Origin of the sequence: Sediminicola arcticus, assembly GCF_040566695.1 — a bacterium.
Taxonomy (GTDB): Bacteria; Bacteroidota; Bacteroidia; order Flavobacteriales; family Flavobacteriaceae; genus Sediminicola; species Sediminicola arcticus.
Genome location: NZ_JBEXAE010000004.1, coordinates 165,254 through 182,757, shown reverse-complemented (window position 1 = coordinate 182,757; position 17,504 = coordinate 165,254). Strand labels below are relative to the sequence as shown.

Here is a 17,504-nt window from a genome sequence, read left to right as displayed (position 1 = left end):
TCAAAATCAATCTCCTAAAAGACTAAATGCTCCTTTGGTCAAGATTTGATCAGCGGCCTTAAACTTGGTATTATTTTCAATCCCTGTATACCCGGCATATCTGTCCATAACTCTTACCTCCGATTGTTTAAAATAGTAATTGCCGTTTTCCTTTCTTTCAAGAACCAACACAAAGTTTTTATCACCCACATTTACTACTGCTTCTTCTGGTAGCGAACTTATTTCCGATGAATCAACGATAATGCTGGCCTCCACAAACATACCGGTCAAGAATTTATTTTTATCCTCCTTAATTAAATGACCATGCACTTTTATAGTTCTTTCCTCACCAATAGAGGTGCCTATCAAATGCACTTCTGCTTCGTAGGAGTCAGAAGTAGCTTCAGGTATTTTAAAATTAATTTTTTGATCTTTTTCGATCTTCATTATATCTTTTTCAAATACGGAAAGTTCTAAATGAATATGATTATTATCAATGATTTCAAGAATAGATGTGGCGGGAGCAACATAACTACCTCTAGTAAGGTTCACTTTCGTTACACTGCCTGAGATAGGCGCATATATAGTTGTCACTGAGGTGATATTACCCCCTTCAACATTGGTTGGGGAGATGTTTAACATCAACAGTTGTTTGCGGAGGCCATTGTATTTCGCCAGAGCAGATTTGTAATCGCTTGCTACTTTTAAAAAGCTCTTTTCTGAAGAAATGTTTTCTTCATAAAGTGTTTTTTGACGGTCATTTTCGGATTTGAGATAATCCAATTGACTACTAATTTCCATGTATTGTTGTTGTAGGGTAACAAAGTCTGGATTTTCAATGGTTAGGAGCGCTTGACCCTTTGTGACCAAATCTCCAATAAGCAATGGCAAGGTTTTTATGTAACCTCCCATGGTTGCACTCACAACGGAACGGTTTTCCGGCGGAACATCTATCATGCCAGTTGCCTCAACAATGATGGGAAATTCCTTTTGCTCGATTGTTCCCAGCGCCATCTTGTTCTGATCAAATTGCGCCTGGGTAATCTTGATGAGGTCATCTGTTCTATTGGCCTTTTGTGTATCCTTGGAATTCTTCTTTTCCTCTCCGCAACTTACGGTGGCAAGGATTACCAATAACATTAGGATGCTGTATATTAAATTTCTCATTGTTAGTTCTTTAAAAAGTGAGATAATTGATTTTGATGACCGTTTGGTTGTATAAGTTGATAGTATCCAAGTAATCCAAGCGCACCTGATAGGCATTTTCAAGGCTAAGGATATATTGATAAAAATCTATTTCCCCATTTTTAAAACTTCCATTAGCCGTCTTTAAAATTTCATTGGAGAGCATTGTGCCTTCATTTTCGTAGTATTCCAATGCTTTTTCATATTTTATCCGTTCACTTTGTAGCTCCTGCAGTCGCGCATTTAATTGCAACTTATATTCTTTAGATTCTTCTGTGGCAATATCGGACGCAATCTTTGAAGCTTTTATGCGCGCTGTTTGTCCGCTAAAGAATAATGGAATTCTAAGTCCTACTTGATATCCAAATAAGTTAGTATTCAGCTGGGAATTAGTTCCTTGAAAGTAATTCAAGGAAATATCAGGTAGCAGTTTCTGAATTTCAAAATTTTGAGTAGCGTTGGCCATTAAAATTCTATTGTCGTAATAACGCAATTCTGGACTATCGGAAACTGAAAGATTATTTGTGGGAACTTTGAAGATGGGTTCGTTAACAATTTCGATTGGTTCTTCTGATTGAATTAGGATTAATATTCCCTTGTAGGCTATAGCAACATCTTTTTGTGCCTTTTCTAATTGAACAGTAATTTGACGACGTTTGGATTGTGCCGTTATTTTTTCAAGATAAGTGGTGGCACCAAGTTCAAACCTACGTGCCGCTTTGGTAGCAAATTCGTTATAAACACTATCTAACTGCTGGTAAATCGATTCTTTTTCTTTGGCGTATTGATACTCGTAATATGCTGCTGTTAGGTTCCGTTCTAACGTCTTTTTTCGAATAGTATAGCTGCTTTCTGCTAAATCATAACTTCTTTTATTCAGTCTTTTCCCAGCAAAATATACCGTAGGAAACAAAAAATCCTGTTGTATTCCTATAACATCTAAGGGCTCATTGTTAATGGCCAGATTATTCTGATCATATTCATAATAGAGATGCGTTTTATCAAAACTGAATGCACTACCCACAAGGACTTCAGCTCGGTTCATTTCTAATTGAGTAGCATTTAAACCCGCATTATTTTTCAAGGCCATTGGAATTAATTCCTGGAGGGTTTTGGAGGTCGACTGGGCATTACTATTCATGCCCAGCAATAACATGATTATAGTGGCTCCAGGAACTATATTTTTTATTGAAGGTGTTTGTTTATCCACCTTTGTCACTTTGTTGAAATAGGCATATAATACAGGTAGAACCACGAGCGTAAGAATTGTTGCAGTAAATAAACCGCCAATAACTACGGTGGCAAGGGGTCGTTGTACCTCCGCCCCTGCATTGGTAGAAATGGCCATGGGTAAAAAACCCAATGCCGCGGCAGATGCCGTGAGCAACACAGCTCTTAACCGATCTTGTGTGCCCTTTTTTATAAGTTCTTCCATCGTATCAAACTTTTCTTTTTTGAGTTCCTTAAAGTGTTCTATTAAGACAATACCATTCAAAACAGCTATTCCGAACAAGGCTATAAAACCAACACCTGCCGATATGGAAAAGGGCATGCCTCGTGCCCATAACAATAAGATGCCACCTACAGCGGCAAGTGGAATGGCAGAGTAGATCAATAAAGCCTCCTTAACCGATTTAAAGGCGAAAAACAAGAGGATAAAAATAAGAATAAGAGCTATGGGCACTGCAATTAATAATCTCGCCCTAGCGCTTTCAAGATTTTCAAATTGCCCTCCGTAGGTAATGGAATATCCAATGGGTAAGGAGATGTTTTCATCAATTAATTTTTTAATATCGTCTACTACCGATTGAAGGTCGCGCTCCCTGACGTTTATACCAACTACAATTCTCCGTTTTGTATCATCTCGAGAAATTTTTGCCGCACCTTTTTTATAGGTTACTTCTGCTAATTCCCGCAACGGTATTTTTCCGCCCTGGGGTAGATCTACATAAAGATTTTTAAGGTTATCAATATCCTTTCGGTTCTCTTTATCTAATCTCATAACAAGGTCGAACCGTTTTTCACCTTCAAAAATGCTGCCAGCAGTCTTCCCAGCAAAGCTCAAGGAAACCATATCGTTCACATCTTGGATGTTTAGTCCGTAGCGAGCTATTTTTGCCCGGTCATAGGTAACGTTCATTTGCGGTAGGCCAACAACTTTTTCAACGGTGATGTCTGCAGCGCCATCCACATTCGCAATTAGAGATTTGATTTCGTTGCCTTTTTTGGAAAGAATTTCCAAATCTTCCCCAAAAATCTTGATAGCAATATCTGCCCGAACTCCTGTTATTAGTTCGTTAAAACGCATCTCAATGGGTTGGGTAAACTCTACCTCCATATTTGGAATAACGGCTAAGGCTTCTTTGAATTTATTAGCCAATCCGTCCTTAGTGTCTGCTGAGACCCACTCTTTTTTTGGTTTAAGAGTGATAATAACATCACTCTCTTCCATTGACATTGGGTCTGTAGGTACTTCCGCAGCACCAATTCTTGTGACTACCTGTTCTACCTCAGGAAAATTATCTAGTAATATTTTTTCAATTTGGGTAGTTGTTTCCACTGTCTTGGTCAAAGATGTTCCCGTCTTTAGGACGGGTTGTATAACAAAATCTCCCTCATCTAAAGTGGGTACAAATTCGCTGCCCATAAGAGTGAAAAGATAGATTGAAAACCCCAAAAGAAAAATGGCCAGACCCAATACCAATCTCTTGCTGCGCAATGCCCAATCTATAATTGGATCGTAACGTTTATGGAGAAAGGCCATTAACCGAACTGAAATATTTTTAGGAGAGGCCTTAGAAGGTTTTAAAAATAAGGAGGCAGCAACGGGCACATAGGTAAAACACAAAATCATGGCACCTATAAGCGCAAAACTAAAGGTCAATGCCATAGGCTTAAACATTTTTCCTTCAACACCACTAAGGGAGAGAATGGGAATAAATACAATAAGTATAATAAGTTGCCCAAAAATGGCAGAGTTCATCATTTTCGAGGCCCCAGTAAATGTGATTTTATCTTTGAGCGCTTGTCTTTCAATGGCTGCCTGATCAGCAGGTAAGTTTGCTAAAGCACTTATTTCATCTTTTTTTTGTGTGATCTGAAAAGCAATGAATTCAACGATAATTACGGCGCCATCAATGATGATTCCAAAATCTATAGCTCCTAAACTCATTAAATTGGCATCTACGCCAAAAACGTACATTAAGGAAAGTGCAAATAGTAAACTTAAAGGAATAACCGATGCTACCACTAGGCCGGAACGGAAGTTTCCCAATAATAAAACGACCACGAAAATGACGATTAAACATCCTAATACAAGGTTTTCAACGACCGTGAAAGTGGTCCTGCCAATAAGTTCACTGCGATCTAAAAAAGGATTGATATAGACCCCTTCTGGCAGCGATTCGGAAATAGTAGCCACACGAACTTTAACTGCATCAATGACACTTTTAGAATTGGCATCTTTTAGCATCATAACCTGTCCAAGTACTTTTTCACCCTCTCCATTTCCCGTAATGGCACCAAAACGAGCGGCACTGCCAAAGCCCACCTCGGCAACGTCCTTTACATAGATGGGAATACCATTTTCGTTTTTGACAACGATATTTTCTATGTCAGCCAGTGAGGTAACCAAACCATCACCCCTAATAAAATAAGCCTGATTTATTTTTTCAATATACCCCCCACCACTTACGCTATTGTTCATTTGCAACGCGGTAAATATTTCCTTGGTGGTAATGTTCATAGCATTCAACTTTTTGCTATCTATAGCAACTTCATACTGTTTTAAAAAGCCACCCCATGTATTTACTTCCACAACTCCTGGAATACCAGAAAGTTGGCGTTTTACAATCCAATCTTGAATGGTTCGTAAATCTTCAACAGAATACTGGTCCTTATATTCCGGTTTTACGTCCAGGATGTATTGATAGATTTCTCCAAGGCCTGTTGAAATGGGGCCCATTTCCGGCGTGCCAAAGCCAGCAGGAATTTTTTCAGAAGCCGACTTAATTTTTTCAGCAATCAGTTGTCGGGGTAAGTACGTGCCTAAATCGTCTTCAAAAACAATGGTCACTACGGATATGCCAAATTTCGAAATAGAACGTATTTCTTTGACACCCGGGAGATTTGCCATTTCTAACTCTACTGGATAGGTAATAAACTGCTCCATATCTTGAGTAGAAAGGTTACGAGATGTTGTGATAACCTGCACTTGGTTATTAGTCACGTCTGGGACGGCGCCAATTGGAATTTGAGACAGGGAGTAAAGTCCAAACCCTATAATAAAGACGGTGAATAAAAGAACAATAAATTTGTTCTTAATACTGAAAGCGATAATATTTGAAAGCATAATTCTTTGGAAACATGGGTTACTAGTACCTCAAAACCATATGGTTTTAAAATTATAAACATGCGATCCCTTCTAGGTGGGAGAAGAATTATGAACTCTGGGGAGGTTGAAATAACCCTTTTGCGTGAATTGAGGAGGTAGAAGGTTGATAGTAAAAGTTGGCTGCTGTCCCTTCTGGAGTTTGAACAGAAAGTACAGGAAATAAGGTGGTATTGGAAACAACCGCCACCGTTGAACTACAGCTACAATGATGTTGAAAAGGTAATTTTTCATGATCTTTTTCCTCCTCTTGATGGTCTTTATTATGTTGATCCTTCATTTCCCCGTAATGCTTGGATATAAATACAAAGAGATTATCTCCATATTTTTCAGAATGAAAATGGGCGTGTTCCATCAGCTCATCAATTTGCCCTAAATCACTAAAGGCAACATCAAGGTTTTGGATCAATAGCAAACCTGCCATGACAAAGGAGAATAACTTTACCATCATGTTTTCAAAGTTATGCAAAACAAACCATATCAAAAAGTAACAGAGGGTACCTAATAGCTAATTTAATATTTATTTTAATGTTATACCGAGCCCCTTAAAAGTTTTAACATTTCCTAAGCCGTTAATTTTTATTTGATGTTTTTCCTACAAACCGAATAACAGAAACCAGTCCTTCATGATAGGTGCCTTCTTTTAAATCAATAGTTATTTCCTCAATAAATTCAAAATTCAACTCTTTGAATTCTTAATTGATTTCAGCAAGAGAAAAAAGCATCGTTTCATCTTTAGGACCTTCAGAATATTTACCTAATTGGGCTTTAAAAAATGCTTAGAAAATGATTGTTCCATTTGGTTTTAAAAACTGAAGGAGGTGCTTATGTGCTTTAGCACGAATGGCTTTTGAAAAATGGGCATAACTGAATCCTAAGACATCAAATTTTTTGTTTGAATGGAATTGCAGAACACCAATTACATGATAAGCCAAAGTCAATCCTTTGCTTTGAGAGAGTTGAATGGCTTTTTTATTTGCAGAAGAACTAAAAGCGAAAGCCGTTACCTCCCAGCCTTTCTTCCTTCCCCTTCGGCGGGTAATAAAATAGAGCTTAAGGGCAGCTTGTCAATTTCTTGCTTGAAAAATGCGTTGGGAATTACTCCATAAGCAAATGAATCCTCCGCAAACCTTTTGTTCCAAAAATCTTTCATACAAAAATTAACTAGGGCATTAGGGCATACCCTTTTAGCTGATAATTGGCTATAACGGTCATTGCGGAAAGTGCCAATTTGGTATTGCTATTTAAATCTTTAGCTTCAATGCCCCTCGCTGCAGTTGCCTGAGCGCATACATAAAGTTCTACACCATAATCGTTTAAAAGTTGCAATAATTCCGCATTTGGGTTTGCTTTTCCATACTTTTCAGAATACTTTTCTTCGTTCAAGGCTGAAAATGTTGCTCCTCCATGCATAGCTGCTGCAATGTGTATTTTATCAGAAGAAATATTAGCGGAACCTAACATATTTATAATTCTGGCAATTTTCCAAAGCCCTATATTTACCCCGTCCATTTCTCTCTCATCCTTAACGTCAAAAACCATGTAGTAGTTTAAAGTACTATCGGGTTGTTGGGCAACGTTTTCAAAATACTTAATTTTCCCATACCCTTTAATAATTGGTGTTGTCCATTCTTGGGCACTTATAGTGGTGCTTATGATAAGGAAACATACTAGGTGGGCTAACTTGTTCATGGGTTGATTTTTAGGATTAAATTAGTATTTTGCAAACGTTTATACAGGAAAAGTAAAGCTAGTTTAATTTAGTGTTTTTTGCCATTTTTAATCAAAGGTTTTTTTAGCTCTTAATTTGTAACCAATGTTACTGTTCTACTTTGCTTAAAGTTCTATTTTTATCCTTATACTTTTTTAATATTTAATTAAAGGTAAAGCAACAAATCAAAAATGGAAGAGTTCCAACTTCTTGTGCGCAGACTATTCCTGCTCTTTGTGACCATGTTCACATTAATTATTGTCTTGTTTGTGGGGTTGTATTTGCATGAGCCAGCCTCATTGCCTATTGATAGTATAGAAGAAATAAATAGTACATGGCAGCCGAAAAATGTACTTGCTGAATTGGCAGCTATGTCCCCCCAAGTGAAGCAAGGATACTTGCTTATATCAGAAACCAATAATCACATTGGTCCAGCAGTAGATGACACGGAAATGCGTTTTACGGGTAACGGCTTGGCCTGTGCCAATTGTCACTTAAAGGCAGGGTCTCAGGTAGGCTCGGCTTCATGGGTAGGTGTTACCGAACGTTTTCCTCAATTTGGAGGACGTTCTAACAAGATAGGTACTATTGAAGATCGCATAAACGGTTGCTTGGAACGTAGTATGAATGGTAAAAAATTACCGTTGGAGTCTAAAGAAATGAAAGCTATAGTTGCCTATATGGAATGGTTGGGCGAAGGGCTGCCGAAGGAAATGGAAAATGAGTTTAAGGGTTACGCATCCATTAATATACCCAATAAGGCCGTTGATATGGACAGCGGAAAAATAGTTTACGACCAGGAATGTGTTTTATGCCACGGTAATAACGGTCAGGGCGTTCGTCATATGGATGCGAGCAAAGGCTATCTATACCCACCTTTATGGGGAGATGACAGCTATAATGATGGTGCAGGAATGAACAGAGTACTAACGGCTGCCGAATTTATTAAAAGCAACATGCCATTTGGTCAAGCTACTTGGGACAATCCAAAACTCACAGATGAGGAGGCTTATAATGTGGCTGGTTATATAAACAGCTTCAGTAGGCCACATAAAGCCAATACTGAAAACGATTATCCAGATAAAAAATTAAAACCGGTTTCTACTCCTTATGGTCCTTGGTCCGATGATTTTACTGCGGAACAGCATAAATACGGTCCCTTTCTGCCCATTATTTCTTATTACAAAGAGAAATACAACATCACAAAAACTAAATAATATTGAAACAAAACCTATTATATCTAATCCTTTTAGTACCCTTTTTTGTTTTTCCCCAGAATGCAGATTCTACAATAAACAAGGGAAACTTAAAAGGACAGTGGAGAACGTATTATATGAACACCTTTAATAAAGGCAGTCTTAAGGATTTTAGTGCCTTGGCGACAGGAGGCACTCTTAAATATCAATTTAAATTCAATAATCATTTCGAGGTAGGAGCTGCACTATATAACTCTAGTAATTTAGGGATTCAAGATTTAACAATAGCAGATGCTACCACTGGGAGGATTAGTCGCTATGAGGAAGGACTTTTTGATCGGTTAGATCTCTCAAACGATGTGGTTATTTTATTGGGGGAACTCTTCGCAACGTATACCCTACCAAAGCACGAATTTAAATTGGGAAGGATGAAAATCAACACCCCTTTGGTAAACCCAGAAGATGGGAGAATGATTCCTACCCTTGTTCAGGGTTTTTGGTACAAATTCAAGAACCATTCCACTGATTTGTTTCAGGTTGGGATTTTGAATAAAATAGCACCTCGATCTACAGGGAATTTTTTCGGAATAGGTGAAAGCATTGGCACATATGCTGTTGGTAGAAATAGGGATGGTCGGAACAATCAGTATAACGGGAATACACATTCTGATTTCCTTTTCCTTTTAAATTCCAACCTTAAAATCACAGAAAATATTCAAATAAATGTTTGGAACCATTATGTTGATAATATCTTCAACAGCTTATACGTAAAGTCAAGACTAGCATTGAACCAAAAAGTTGGTTTGGAATTGGAATGGTTGCATCAAGATAGAGTAGGCGATGGAGGTAATGTTATTGATTCTCTTCGCTATTACGATCAGAATTCAGCCGATATATTAGGGATAAAAATGAATTATAAATGGAAGACATCTGCAGTTTCTTTGGCATATAACAGAATTTTGCCAAAGGGTCAGTTTATTTCTCCACGGGAGTGGGGGAGGGAAGACCTCTTCAGTTTCCAGAAACGGGAGCGCAGTGAAGGTTCAGCAGATAACCATGCCTTGGTGCTATATTTTAATACCAATTGGTTACTTATAAAGGAAAATGCAGATATAGACATGATATTAAGCTTAGGGAGACATTGGAAACCATCTGTACTAGATCCTGTTTTGAACAAGTATGCAGTACCGGATTATACCCACCTAAATCTTGATTTCTTCTTCAATATAAAAAAATTAAAAAACCTACAACCGGAATTATTGATAACGACTAAGATTGCCAATGGCGATTTCCCGGACAATCCAAATTTCTATTTCAATAAGACAGATATGGTTCACGTAGATTTAATATTTAACTACAATTTTTAAGTAGCACTATTTCAATGAAATCTTCTTCTATAAAAAAAAGCGTTATTTATTCCTGACGATATAGCTTTTTATCCAAATTCTCTAACAGCCTATCTTACTTAGAGCAGAAATTTCATTAATACTGCATACCTTAAATTGTTTCTTTTCTGTTTTTTGAATTTATTGTTGCCTGCTCCATTCACCATAACCTCCTGAATAATCGTATATGGTTTTAAATCCCATGGAAATTAATTTTTGGCTCGCCTTTTTACTTCTTCCACCCATTTGGCAATAGATATAAACAGGTTTCTCCTTATCAAGTTTACTAACCTTTTCAGTAAAAGTGGATTCATCCAAAAAATCTATGTTAATAGCATCATCAATATGTCCGGTATTATATTCTTTTGGGGTACGCACGTCAACCAATTGAACGTCTTTTCCTATAACATCAGTTCTGATCGTTTCAATACCTATCAATTCAGGTTGTTCCTTATTTTGGGATTTGCATGATACAAACGAGGCAATGGAGAATATAAGGATTACAAATAGCTTCATTTTTATGTTTTAAGAATTCAACGTTGAATTATTACTACTGAAAAATAACTTTAGCCCTTCATCTTTGGAATACATTGTTTCTAATTAATACGCAGAAATGAGGAGTGTATTTTCTAAACACCTACAGTAAGCATAAAATAGAAAATTTAATGAAGTATGTTTATTAACCAACCACTTGTTTTTCTGTCATGAAAGGTTGGTGGTAATGACGTTGCCCCGTTACTTTGTATAGCGCATTGGCCAATGCTCCGATCGCGGGTGGAAGCCCTGGTTCTCCCAATCCAGTAGGGTCTATTTGATTTTCAACAAAGAAAACTTCAATCTCTTTAGGTGCTTGGGAGTGGCGAATTAATTGGTACTTGTCAAAATTCATTTGTTGAGGCACCCCATTTTCGAAGGTTAACTGGCTGTACATAGAATGTCCAATACCGTCTATGACCCCCCCTTGAATCATATTCTTTGCTGCGTCTCTATTCACTACAATACCACAATCAACCGCACACCAAACTTTTTGAACAGTCGGCTTGCCATTTTTCATAACCATATCAAAGACTTCTGCCACGTAAGTAGAATGACAAAAATAGGCAGCTACCCCTCTATAAATCTCAGGCTTGGTTTCTCCCCAGTTGGCTTTTTCTTTGACTAGTTTCAATACGCCGGCGTACCGTTCTGCATCGTATTCATGTTCCTCTCCTACAGGATCTTTTATGGCACGTTCGAACAATTCTAAACGGAAATCAATTGGATCCTTGCCGGCTGCTTCAGCTACTTCATCAAGAAAGGCTTGTTCAGCGCCTGCTGTAAAATTAGACATCGGTGCCCTCCATGCTCCTGTGGTTACATTGGTTTTGGCTATAATTTGTTCTGCAGAATAATTCTCAACTGCCCCAGCTGGAAAACGATTGGGCCATACAGGACCATCAGGCAACCCAGCACCTTTTACAGTGAAGGCGATCAGCTTATTATTTTCATCAAGACCAGCCTTATAAACAGAACGATAGGTTGGCCGATAAGTTCCCTGTGTCATGTCATCCTCTCGGGAATATATAAGTTTAACAGGTCCGCCTATTTTTTTTGAAATGGCAGCAGCTTCAAGACCAAAATGTACATATAGTCTTCTTCCAAAACCTCCTCCCATACGGGTCATGTTTACTGTGATGTTCTCTAGGGGCAGGTTCAGTAATTTTGCAACCGATCCTTCTAAGGCCTCAGGAGTTTGGGTTGGACCAATGAGCTCTGCAGCATCTTCTGTGACGTTTGCAAAGAAGTTCATAGGTTCCAAGGTATTATGAGCTATAAAAGGCGCACTATATGTTCTTTCTATGATTTTTGTTGCTTTTTTAAAGGCAGCCTCAGGATTCCCATCTTTTCTACTTTCTTTTACCTCACCTGATACTAACGCTTTTTCCAAACGTTTTAAATGGGTGTCAGAACTTTCCAATTCCCCAGTAGTCTCCCAGTTTGCTTTAAGTGCCTTTTTTGCTTGCATTAATTGCCAAGTAGATTCCCCTACAATGGCGATTAGCTGTTTAAAACTTTGTTCGTCGAACATACCTGGTTCCTCTATGGTTGTGTCGATGATAAAAGCGTCTGTTACCCCAGGCATATTTTTTATATCCTCTACGTTGAAGTCTTTAACCGTCATACCAAAAGCTGGTGGATGCTGGATCATGGCGAGTTTCATTCCCTCCCTATGGAAATCAAGGCCAAAAAGGGGCTCTCCAGTAATTATCTTCTTCCCGTCTACATTTTTGATACTTGTTCCTATCAGCTTAAAATCATTTACGTCTTTAAGATCTACTTCTTTCGGAATCTCAATATCAACAGCTTTTGATGCTATTTCCCCATACGAAATGGTTCGTTCGCCATTAGTTTCTTTTATAATTCCTTCACTGGCGGTTACATCTGAAACTTTTAGGCCCCATTCTTTCGCTGCAGCTTCCAGCAACATACGTCTACCAGTAGCACCAGCCATTCTAAGAGCATTCCAGCTCAATCGGATGGAAAGGCTACCTCCTGCGAACTGATTTTGATACCACCCTGTATTCAGGGGGGCTTGTTCCACAATAACATTTTCCCAAGGCACATCTAGTTCTTCGGCCACGATCATTGGCATGGAGGTCCTGATATTCTGACCTATCTCAGGATTTGGAGAATATATGGTAACCATTCCTGTATCTCCAATTTTTATGTAGCCATTGATTTCAAACCATTCTTTTGGAATAGCTACACCCTCCGCTAATTCAGGAGCATTGGGCTTACATCCATTAAGCCAACTAAATCCTATGAGCATACCTCCGCCGGCAGCAGCAGAAACTTTAATAAATGAGCGACGATTATATTGTGTTTTTATTTGAGTCATGACAGATCTTTTTTAGAGGTACTTGGAAATTTTAAGCGTTTTCAGAATTGGCAGCGGTTTTAATAGCCTTTTTGATGCGCGTATATGTGCCACAGCGACAAATGTTGCCATTCATGGCTCCTTCGATTTCTTCGTCGGAAGGATTTGGATTCTTTTTTAGAAATGCACTGGCATTCATGATCTGGCCTGCTTGGCAATAGCCACACTGGTACACATCTTCCTCTAACCATGCTTTTTGTACTGGATGGTCCCCGTTTTCGGAAAGTCCTTCAATAGTTGTTATTTTTTGTTCCCCTACTGCCGAGACGGGTAATAGACAGGAACGTACGGCATTATCGCCAAGGTGTATGGTGCATGCGCCACACTGGGCGATTCCGCAACCGTACTTGGTACCCACTAATTTCAGATGGTCTCGCAATACCCAGAGTATAGGGGTAGTAGGGTCAACCTCTAGTTCTTGGTTTTTTCCGTTGATATTCAGATTGAAATTTGCCATGATTTTCGTGTAAGGATATGAATGCGTTGAATTTACAAAATTATCAGCTTTGTAAAATAACTTTTTTAGAATTATTTTCGATACAGGATTAAGAACGTGCTGTTCTAACAGGTGTTATGGCAATATGAGGTAAAATAGGTCCTGGGAAGACCAAGAAACTGAACGGGGGATATTCTACTCTATATTCTAATTTAAAATAAATTTTGCCATACCTATCTCCATGTTCAATTTGATTAGGCTAAGGAATCATCCATTATGTATTTACTACCGGGGTATTCCTAATATTAAGACGTTCTCAAAGTAAAAACTAGGAACAGTTGTTTTTATGACCTATAAATACGATCTGTTTAATAATATTGCCAGCATTAATGTTAAAACTATGAATAGAAATAAAGCTATAATCATTACATTAGATGATGAGTATGTTCGGAATCTACTTCAGCTTAACATTGCAAGGACTATAATTCACGAAAATGTTCATGTATTTTGAAATAAATGTGTTTATGCAATTTACAGGGAGTATTGTACCTCCTTTAGATAAGTATTATCAAGATTTTGGTAATAAAAGTAAAGGTCAGCACGCGTTTATGTCGGAGTATATAGATGCAATGGCTCATTCATTGTCAATATATCATAATAATGTTCTTCCTTTTCAATATTATCAAGACATGGCTTGGTCTGGGGATCTAATAAATACAACTTTGGCTAGTGGTTTAAGTAGTGATGATAAAACAAGAATAGATTTAGCACAAAAGGCTGAAGGTGATGCAAATACTAGTGCTACTGCAGATTCAAAAAGTTCTAAATGTAGATAAATTATGAAAAAATTATTTATTATTTGTTGTGGAGTTTCTATTTTCTATTCTTGCAATGCTTATAAATTGGAATCTATTCAAGATAAAGAGATTTATAATGTCATTAATTCTATTTATAATTCATCTGAAAACACTTTCATAATTTATAAAAAATCCTATACCGATAAAACTTACAATAAAGTTTTCCTGAGAAATTTATCAAAAAATATTCTAATAAGTTACAGTCCTTCTAGTTCATTTTATAAATCAAACCTTCAGAGGTTTAAAGAAATAGATAGCGATCCAACTTTGAGCGGTCATAAAAGAGATAGTTTGGTAGATGAACTTGCGAAATCTTTGGAGTTATCTGTAGATGATTTTTTAACGAAAGAAGATTTAAATAATATGGCTTCAATGGGGAACAAAATGCATAATTGGAGAACCGAAGATTTAGACGATAATATTACGGTATCAAATGATAAGAATGTAAGGCAAATTTCGGTCCCTGTTTTTAATATTCAATCTAATATATGTGCCTTCTTTTTAGGCTCTAATTCTTCATTGGAACTGATCGTTTGCAAAAAGGATGATAATGGCAATTGGTACAGATTTGCGGAATCGTTGATTTGGATATCTTGAAATTTTTAAACTTTGCAATGATTGTTACCTGTTGTTTTTGGAGTTCATTTTCCGATACAGGATTAAAGATTTACTGTTCTTACTGGTGGTAAGGGGATATGAGGTACAATAAGTCCCGGAAACTTCACGGAAATAAGCAGTATTTAATTTCCTTAGATTGACTCCAAGATGAAAGATTATAATTAATTAGCAAATTATCAGAGTGAATAAAATTTAAAATCATCCTCGTAATTAAAAACGCAGCAAGTAGGGTAGAGTAGGGACACGTCCAGATAGTTATCGGGATTGTAGGCTTTGTTGTTTGTTACTTGGAGTCTAAAATAGTGCTTTTCACCAGAATGCCCGCTATTTGCTCTTAACCGATGTTAGGTTTTAGTTTGTAATGTACTTCACTGCTTGAGAAGACATTTTTCTGTAATTGTGACCAACCTTTTCAATTGTATCAATTTCCCAATTAAAAATCGAGGATGTTTCTGTAGCTAATTCACTTGATTTTTGATAAAAATTAGATCCTCTTTTTAATCTATGTGCTCCTTGTTTCATAGCAAGCTTGGTTTCTCGAAAAGTACCTAATTTTGGATCATTATCATTCTCGCCTAATAAAATGATCAATTGTTTTTTAAAAGATTTTTTGATTGAATTATCTGTAATGGGAGTGTTTTTTGATCCATAAGGATATTTCAAATCTTCATCCGGAAAAGTGTAGAACCCGGCATTAGCTGCTATTGCGGTTTTAATTCTTGCTTCTGGCATAAGCATGACCATTCGATGGACAAACTGGCCGCCTGCTGAATGACCAAAAATATCATATGTTTCATTAGTGATTTTATTGTTTTTCTTGATGTAATCGAATATGTTTTCAATTACAGAATATGCCCATTCTTCTTTTGGATTTTTAGAACCAAAAAATGTAAATAGATTTCCTTCTTGATAGTCGTTGGTAGTATAGTTCGAATATTTATTTTCGAACTCAGGAGCTACTATTAAAATGTTGTTGTTATCAGCAATATCTTTCCAAGCGTCTAAATAATCATCTGCATTTCTACCACCTCCATGCATTACGAAAAGGATCTTATCTTCATTTTTCCAATTTTCAGGTTTGTATGTCCAAACTTTAATAGATTTTCTTTCGCTATCATCATATGCATTCATAACAAAAGAATCAGTTTCTTTTTTTAAAGTTGTTACTTCAGTTAGTTCTGGGCCTTTAGGAAGAATATATAAATAGGTGTATCCGGAAACGGTAAAAATTATTAAAATTAAGATCACAGTGAAAAAGACTTTCTTTAAAATCTTGAATGTTTTATTCATTTGGTTGGGTTTGTATGTGAGTACAAATTTTAATTTCTTTTGTTACTTTCTAAATTCTTTCCTTCCGTATAGTGCATTTTTAAGGACGAATCGTTATTTGCAAATTAAACATAACGGTTTGGTTAAGGCAAGTAGCGTGGACTAGGGACACTCCCAATAGCTATCGGGATTGTAGGCTTTGTTGTTTGTTACCTGGTGTCTAAAACAGCACTTTTCAACCGAATGCCCGCTATTTGCCGGTAACCGATGTTATACACTTTTATTTATCTTTTCCATATAAATATTCTCCCGCAGCATTTCCCATTTTTCTATGGTTATGCCCAACTTTTTGAACAACAATAATTTTCCAATTGAATTCATATCCCAGTTCTTCGGCGATGTCTTTAGATTTATTAAAAAAGTATTTACCTCTTTCCAAACGGTGTGTACCTTGTTTATCTACAGACGGTGAACGCAACATAAGGCCGCCTTGTTCATTTTCATTATCCAATTCGCCAATAAAGAGTACTAAATTCTTTTTAAAAGAAGTCTCGATATTTTCTTTTGTTAAAACAGTATTCTCTATACCAAATGGAAGTTCATTGTTAAAATCTGGTAAGGTATATGACCCTGAATTTGAAGCTAATATTTTATTTGCTTTGGAATTTGGTTGAAAAATAGCTAAACGATGTAGTATTTGCCCCCCTGCTGAATGCCCAAAAATATCATATTCCGTTTGTGTTGAGCCAAGAGCTTTAACAACATTATCAAATATTCTATCAAAGTCATTGTAAATCCATTCGTTTCTATTTGAGTTTATTTCAAAAGAAAACAATTCTTCGTCTAAAAAGACTTTGTTTGAATTTTGATCATACTTGGCACTACTTTCTAGATTTAAATTATAAATCAGATTTCCCATATGATATGCTCCATAATCGTATTCCACTTCTTTGTACATAGGGGAAAGAATTAGTGCTCCATACTTTTCAGATTCCTCTACCCAGGCATCTCTATAACTATCTGCATTTCTACCAGATCCGGGAACAACTATCAAAACTCTAGATGTTGTCCTAAAATTTTTAGGCTTATGGTAAAATACTTTTATTTTTTTATCTTCATTTCCGATACCTCCTTCAATAAGAAATGCTCCGGAACCACTTTGAATATTGATTTCATTTAGGATTAGTTCTTTTTCGGAAATCAAATCGCTCTTTTTAATGAGTTCCATATTGCAATGAGGACAAATCCCCGATTCTGTAAAAGAGAGTTTATCACAGGATAAATCACAAGGCTTACATACGTAGATTAAGCTGTTTTTATGCTCTTGGCTTTGTTTAGGTTGAGCAATATTGTTTTGGGCAAACGAGTAGTTATATAAACAATTTATCATAATGATAATAAAGGTTATTGTTTTAATATTCATAATTTTAATTTTTAATAATTTGTTTCGTTTGGTCAAAAGTCCGCATTAGTACAATACTCATTTAATAACATCGACGAATAAGACATAAATGAGTACCCATAATTACTAGCTCATGATCTTTTTAATAGGGCAGTAGAT

The 17,504-nt window shown here is 36.8% G+C and carries 14 protein-coding genes; 4 read left to right on the top strand and 10 right to left on the bottom strand.

What is annotated here, in order from left to right; all coding sequences use genetic code 11:
* Positions 1 to 6: 6 nt before the first annotated feature.
* From ABXZ36_RS10050 to ABXZ36_RS10030, 5 genes are all read right to left on the bottom strand, one after another.
* On the bottom strand, positions 7 to 1,146 hold the full coding sequence (locus ABXZ36_RS10050; protein ID WP_354615388.1) for an efflux RND transporter periplasmic adaptor subunit: 1,140 nt from the start codon (positions 1,144 to 1,146) through the stop codon (positions 7 to 9).
* A gap of 10 nt (positions 1,147 to 1,156) precedes the next feature.
* Complete coding sequence (locus tag ABXZ36_RS10045) at positions 1,157 to 5,515, bottom strand: CusA/CzcA family heavy metal efflux RND transporter (protein ID WP_354615387.1); 4,359 nt, start codon at positions 5,513 to 5,515, stop codon at positions 1,157 to 1,159.
* A gap of 88 nt (positions 5,516 to 5,603) precedes the next feature.
* Positions 5,604 to 6,005: a hypothetical protein gene (locus ABXZ36_RS10040; RefSeq protein ID WP_354615386.1), complete on the bottom strand. Its 402-nt coding sequence runs from the start codon at positions 6,003 to 6,005 to the stop codon at positions 5,604 to 5,606.
* A gap of 552 nt (positions 6,006 to 6,557) precedes the next feature.
* Positions 6,558 to 6,707, bottom strand: coding sequence for a hypothetical protein (locus ABXZ36_RS10035; protein WP_354615385.1), 150 nt, complete (start codon positions 6,705 to 6,707; stop codon positions 6,558 to 6,560).
* 11 nt (positions 6,708 to 6,718) lie between these two features.
* Positions 6,719 to 7,246, bottom strand: coding sequence for a DsrE family protein (locus ABXZ36_RS10030; RefSeq protein ID WP_354615384.1), 528 nt, complete (start codon positions 7,244 to 7,246; stop codon positions 6,719 to 6,721).
* A 210-nt stretch (positions 7,247 to 7,456) separates the two neighbouring features.
* On the opposite strand from ABXZ36_RS10030, the gene ABXZ36_RS10025 reads away from it, so the two are divergent.
* Together ABXZ36_RS10025 and ABXZ36_RS10020 are read left to right on the top strand one after the other, a co-directional pair.
* The gene (locus ABXZ36_RS10025; RefSeq protein ID WP_354615383.1) at positions 7,457 to 8,482 is read left to right on the top strand and encodes a c-type cytochrome; all 1,026 of its coding nucleotides are present in this window, start codon (positions 7,457 to 7,459) and stop codon (positions 8,480 to 8,482) included.
* Positions 8,483 to 8,484: 2 nt separating this feature from the next.
* Positions 8,485 to 9,828 carry an OprD family outer membrane porin gene (locus tag ABXZ36_RS10020; RefSeq protein WP_354615382.1) on the top strand — a complete coding sequence of 448 codons (1,344 nt, stop codon included), beginning with the start codon at positions 8,485 to 8,487 and terminating at the stop codon, positions 9,826 to 9,828.
* Positions 9,829 to 9,987: 159 nt separating this feature from the next.
* Here the strand turns inward: ABXZ36_RS10020 and ABXZ36_RS10015 are convergent, their stop codons facing one another.
* From ABXZ36_RS10015 to ABXZ36_RS10005, 3 genes are all read right to left on the bottom strand, one after another.
* The gene (locus tag ABXZ36_RS10015; protein ID WP_354615381.1) at positions 9,988 to 10,362 is read right to left on the bottom strand and encodes a rhodanese-like domain-containing protein; all 375 of its coding nucleotides are present in this window, start codon (positions 10,360 to 10,362) and stop codon (positions 9,988 to 9,990) included.
* 163 nt (positions 10,363 to 10,525) lie between these two features.
* On the bottom strand, positions 10,526 to 12,724 hold the full coding sequence (locus ABXZ36_RS10010) for a xanthine dehydrogenase family protein molybdopterin-binding subunit (RefSeq protein ID WP_354615380.1): 2,199 nt from the start codon (positions 12,722 to 12,724) through the stop codon (positions 10,526 to 10,528).
* Positions 12,725 to 12,755: 31 nt separating this feature from the next.
* Positions 12,756 to 13,220 (bottom strand): (2Fe-2S)-binding protein, encoded by a 465-nt coding sequence (locus ABXZ36_RS10005; protein WP_354615379.1) that lies wholly within the window; start codon positions 13,218 to 13,220, stop codon positions 12,756 to 12,758.
* Between the two features lie 503 nt (positions 13,221 to 13,723).
* Between ABXZ36_RS10005 and ABXZ36_RS10000 the strand changes: the two genes are divergently transcribed.
* Positions 13,724 to 14,035 (top strand): hypothetical protein, encoded by a 312-nt coding sequence (locus tag ABXZ36_RS10000; RefSeq protein ID WP_354615378.1) that lies wholly within the window; start codon positions 13,724 to 13,726, stop codon positions 14,033 to 14,035.
* A 3-nt stretch (positions 14,036 to 14,038) separates the two neighbouring features.
* A complete protein-coding gene (locus ABXZ36_RS09995; RefSeq protein WP_354615377.1) occupies positions 14,039 to 14,653 on the top strand; it encodes a hypothetical protein in 615 nt (204 codons plus the stop codon).
* Positions 14,654 to 15,025: 372 nt separating this feature from the next.
* On the opposite strand, the gene ABXZ36_RS09990 is transcribed toward ABXZ36_RS09995, so the two are convergent.
* Both ABXZ36_RS09990 and ABXZ36_RS09985 read right to left on the bottom strand, forming a co-directional pair.
* The gene (locus ABXZ36_RS09990; protein ID WP_354615376.1) at positions 15,026 to 15,964 is read right to left on the bottom strand and encodes a hypothetical protein; all 939 of its coding nucleotides are present in this window, start codon (positions 15,962 to 15,964) and stop codon (positions 15,026 to 15,028) included.
* A 259-nt stretch (positions 15,965 to 16,223) separates the two neighbouring features.
* The gene (locus ABXZ36_RS09985) at positions 16,224 to 17,366 is read right to left on the bottom strand and encodes a hypothetical protein (protein WP_354615375.1); all 1,143 of its coding nucleotides are present in this window, start codon (positions 17,364 to 17,366) and stop codon (positions 16,224 to 16,226) included.
* Positions 17,367 to 17,504 lie beyond the last annotated feature (138 nt).

What these genes read in the sequence shown, in the direction of transcription:
- ABXZ36_RS10025 (WP_354615383.1), top strand. Translation starts at nt 7,457, where the DNA reads ATGGAAGAGTTCCAACTTCTTGTGCGCAGACTATTCCTGCTCTTTGTG.
- ABXZ36_RS10015 (WP_354615381.1), bottom strand. Translation starts at nt 10,362, where the DNA reads ATGAAGCTATTTGTAATCCTTATATTCTCCATTGCCTCGTTTGTATCA.
- ABXZ36_RS10050 (WP_354615388.1), bottom strand. Translation starts at nt 1,146, where the DNA reads ATGAGAAATTTAATATACAGCATCCTAATGTTATTGGTAATCCTTGCC.
- ABXZ36_RS09990 (WP_354615376.1), bottom strand. Translation starts at nt 15,964, where the DNA reads ATGAATAAAACATTCAAGATTTTAAAGAAAGTCTTTTTCACTGTGATC.
- ABXZ36_RS09985 (WP_354615375.1), bottom strand. Translation starts at nt 17,366, where the DNA reads ATGAATATTAAAACAATAACCTTTATTATCATTATGATAAATTGTTTA.
- ABXZ36_RS10045 (WP_354615387.1), bottom strand. Translation starts at nt 5,515, where the DNA reads ATGCTTTCAAATATTATCGCTTTCAGTATTAAGAACAAATTTATTGTT.
- ABXZ36_RS10035 (WP_354615385.1), bottom strand. Translation starts at nt 6,707, where the DNA reads ATGAAAGATTTTTGGAACAAAAGGTTTGCGGAGGATTCATTTGCTTAT.
- ABXZ36_RS09995 (WP_354615377.1), top strand. Translation starts at nt 14,039, where the DNA reads ATGAAAAAATTATTTATTATTTGTTGTGGAGTTTCTATTTTCTATTCT.
- ABXZ36_RS10010 (WP_354615380.1), bottom strand. Translation starts at nt 12,724, where the DNA reads ATGACTCAAATAAAAACACAATATAATCGTCGCTCATTTATTAAAGTT.
- ABXZ36_RS10005 (WP_354615379.1), bottom strand. Translation starts at nt 13,220, where the DNA reads ATGGCAAATTTCAATCTGAATATCAACGGAAAAAACCAAGAACTAGAG.
- ABXZ36_RS10040 (WP_354615386.1), bottom strand. Translation starts at nt 6,005, where the DNA reads ATGATGGTAAAGTTATTCTCCTTTGTCATGGCAGGTTTGCTATTGATC.
- ABXZ36_RS10030 (WP_354615384.1), bottom strand. Translation starts at nt 7,246, where the DNA reads ATGAACAAGTTAGCCCACCTAGTATGTTTCCTTATCATAAGCACCACT.
- ABXZ36_RS10000 (WP_354615378.1), top strand. Translation starts at nt 13,724, where the DNA reads ATGCAATTTACAGGGAGTATTGTACCTCCTTTAGATAAGTATTATCAA.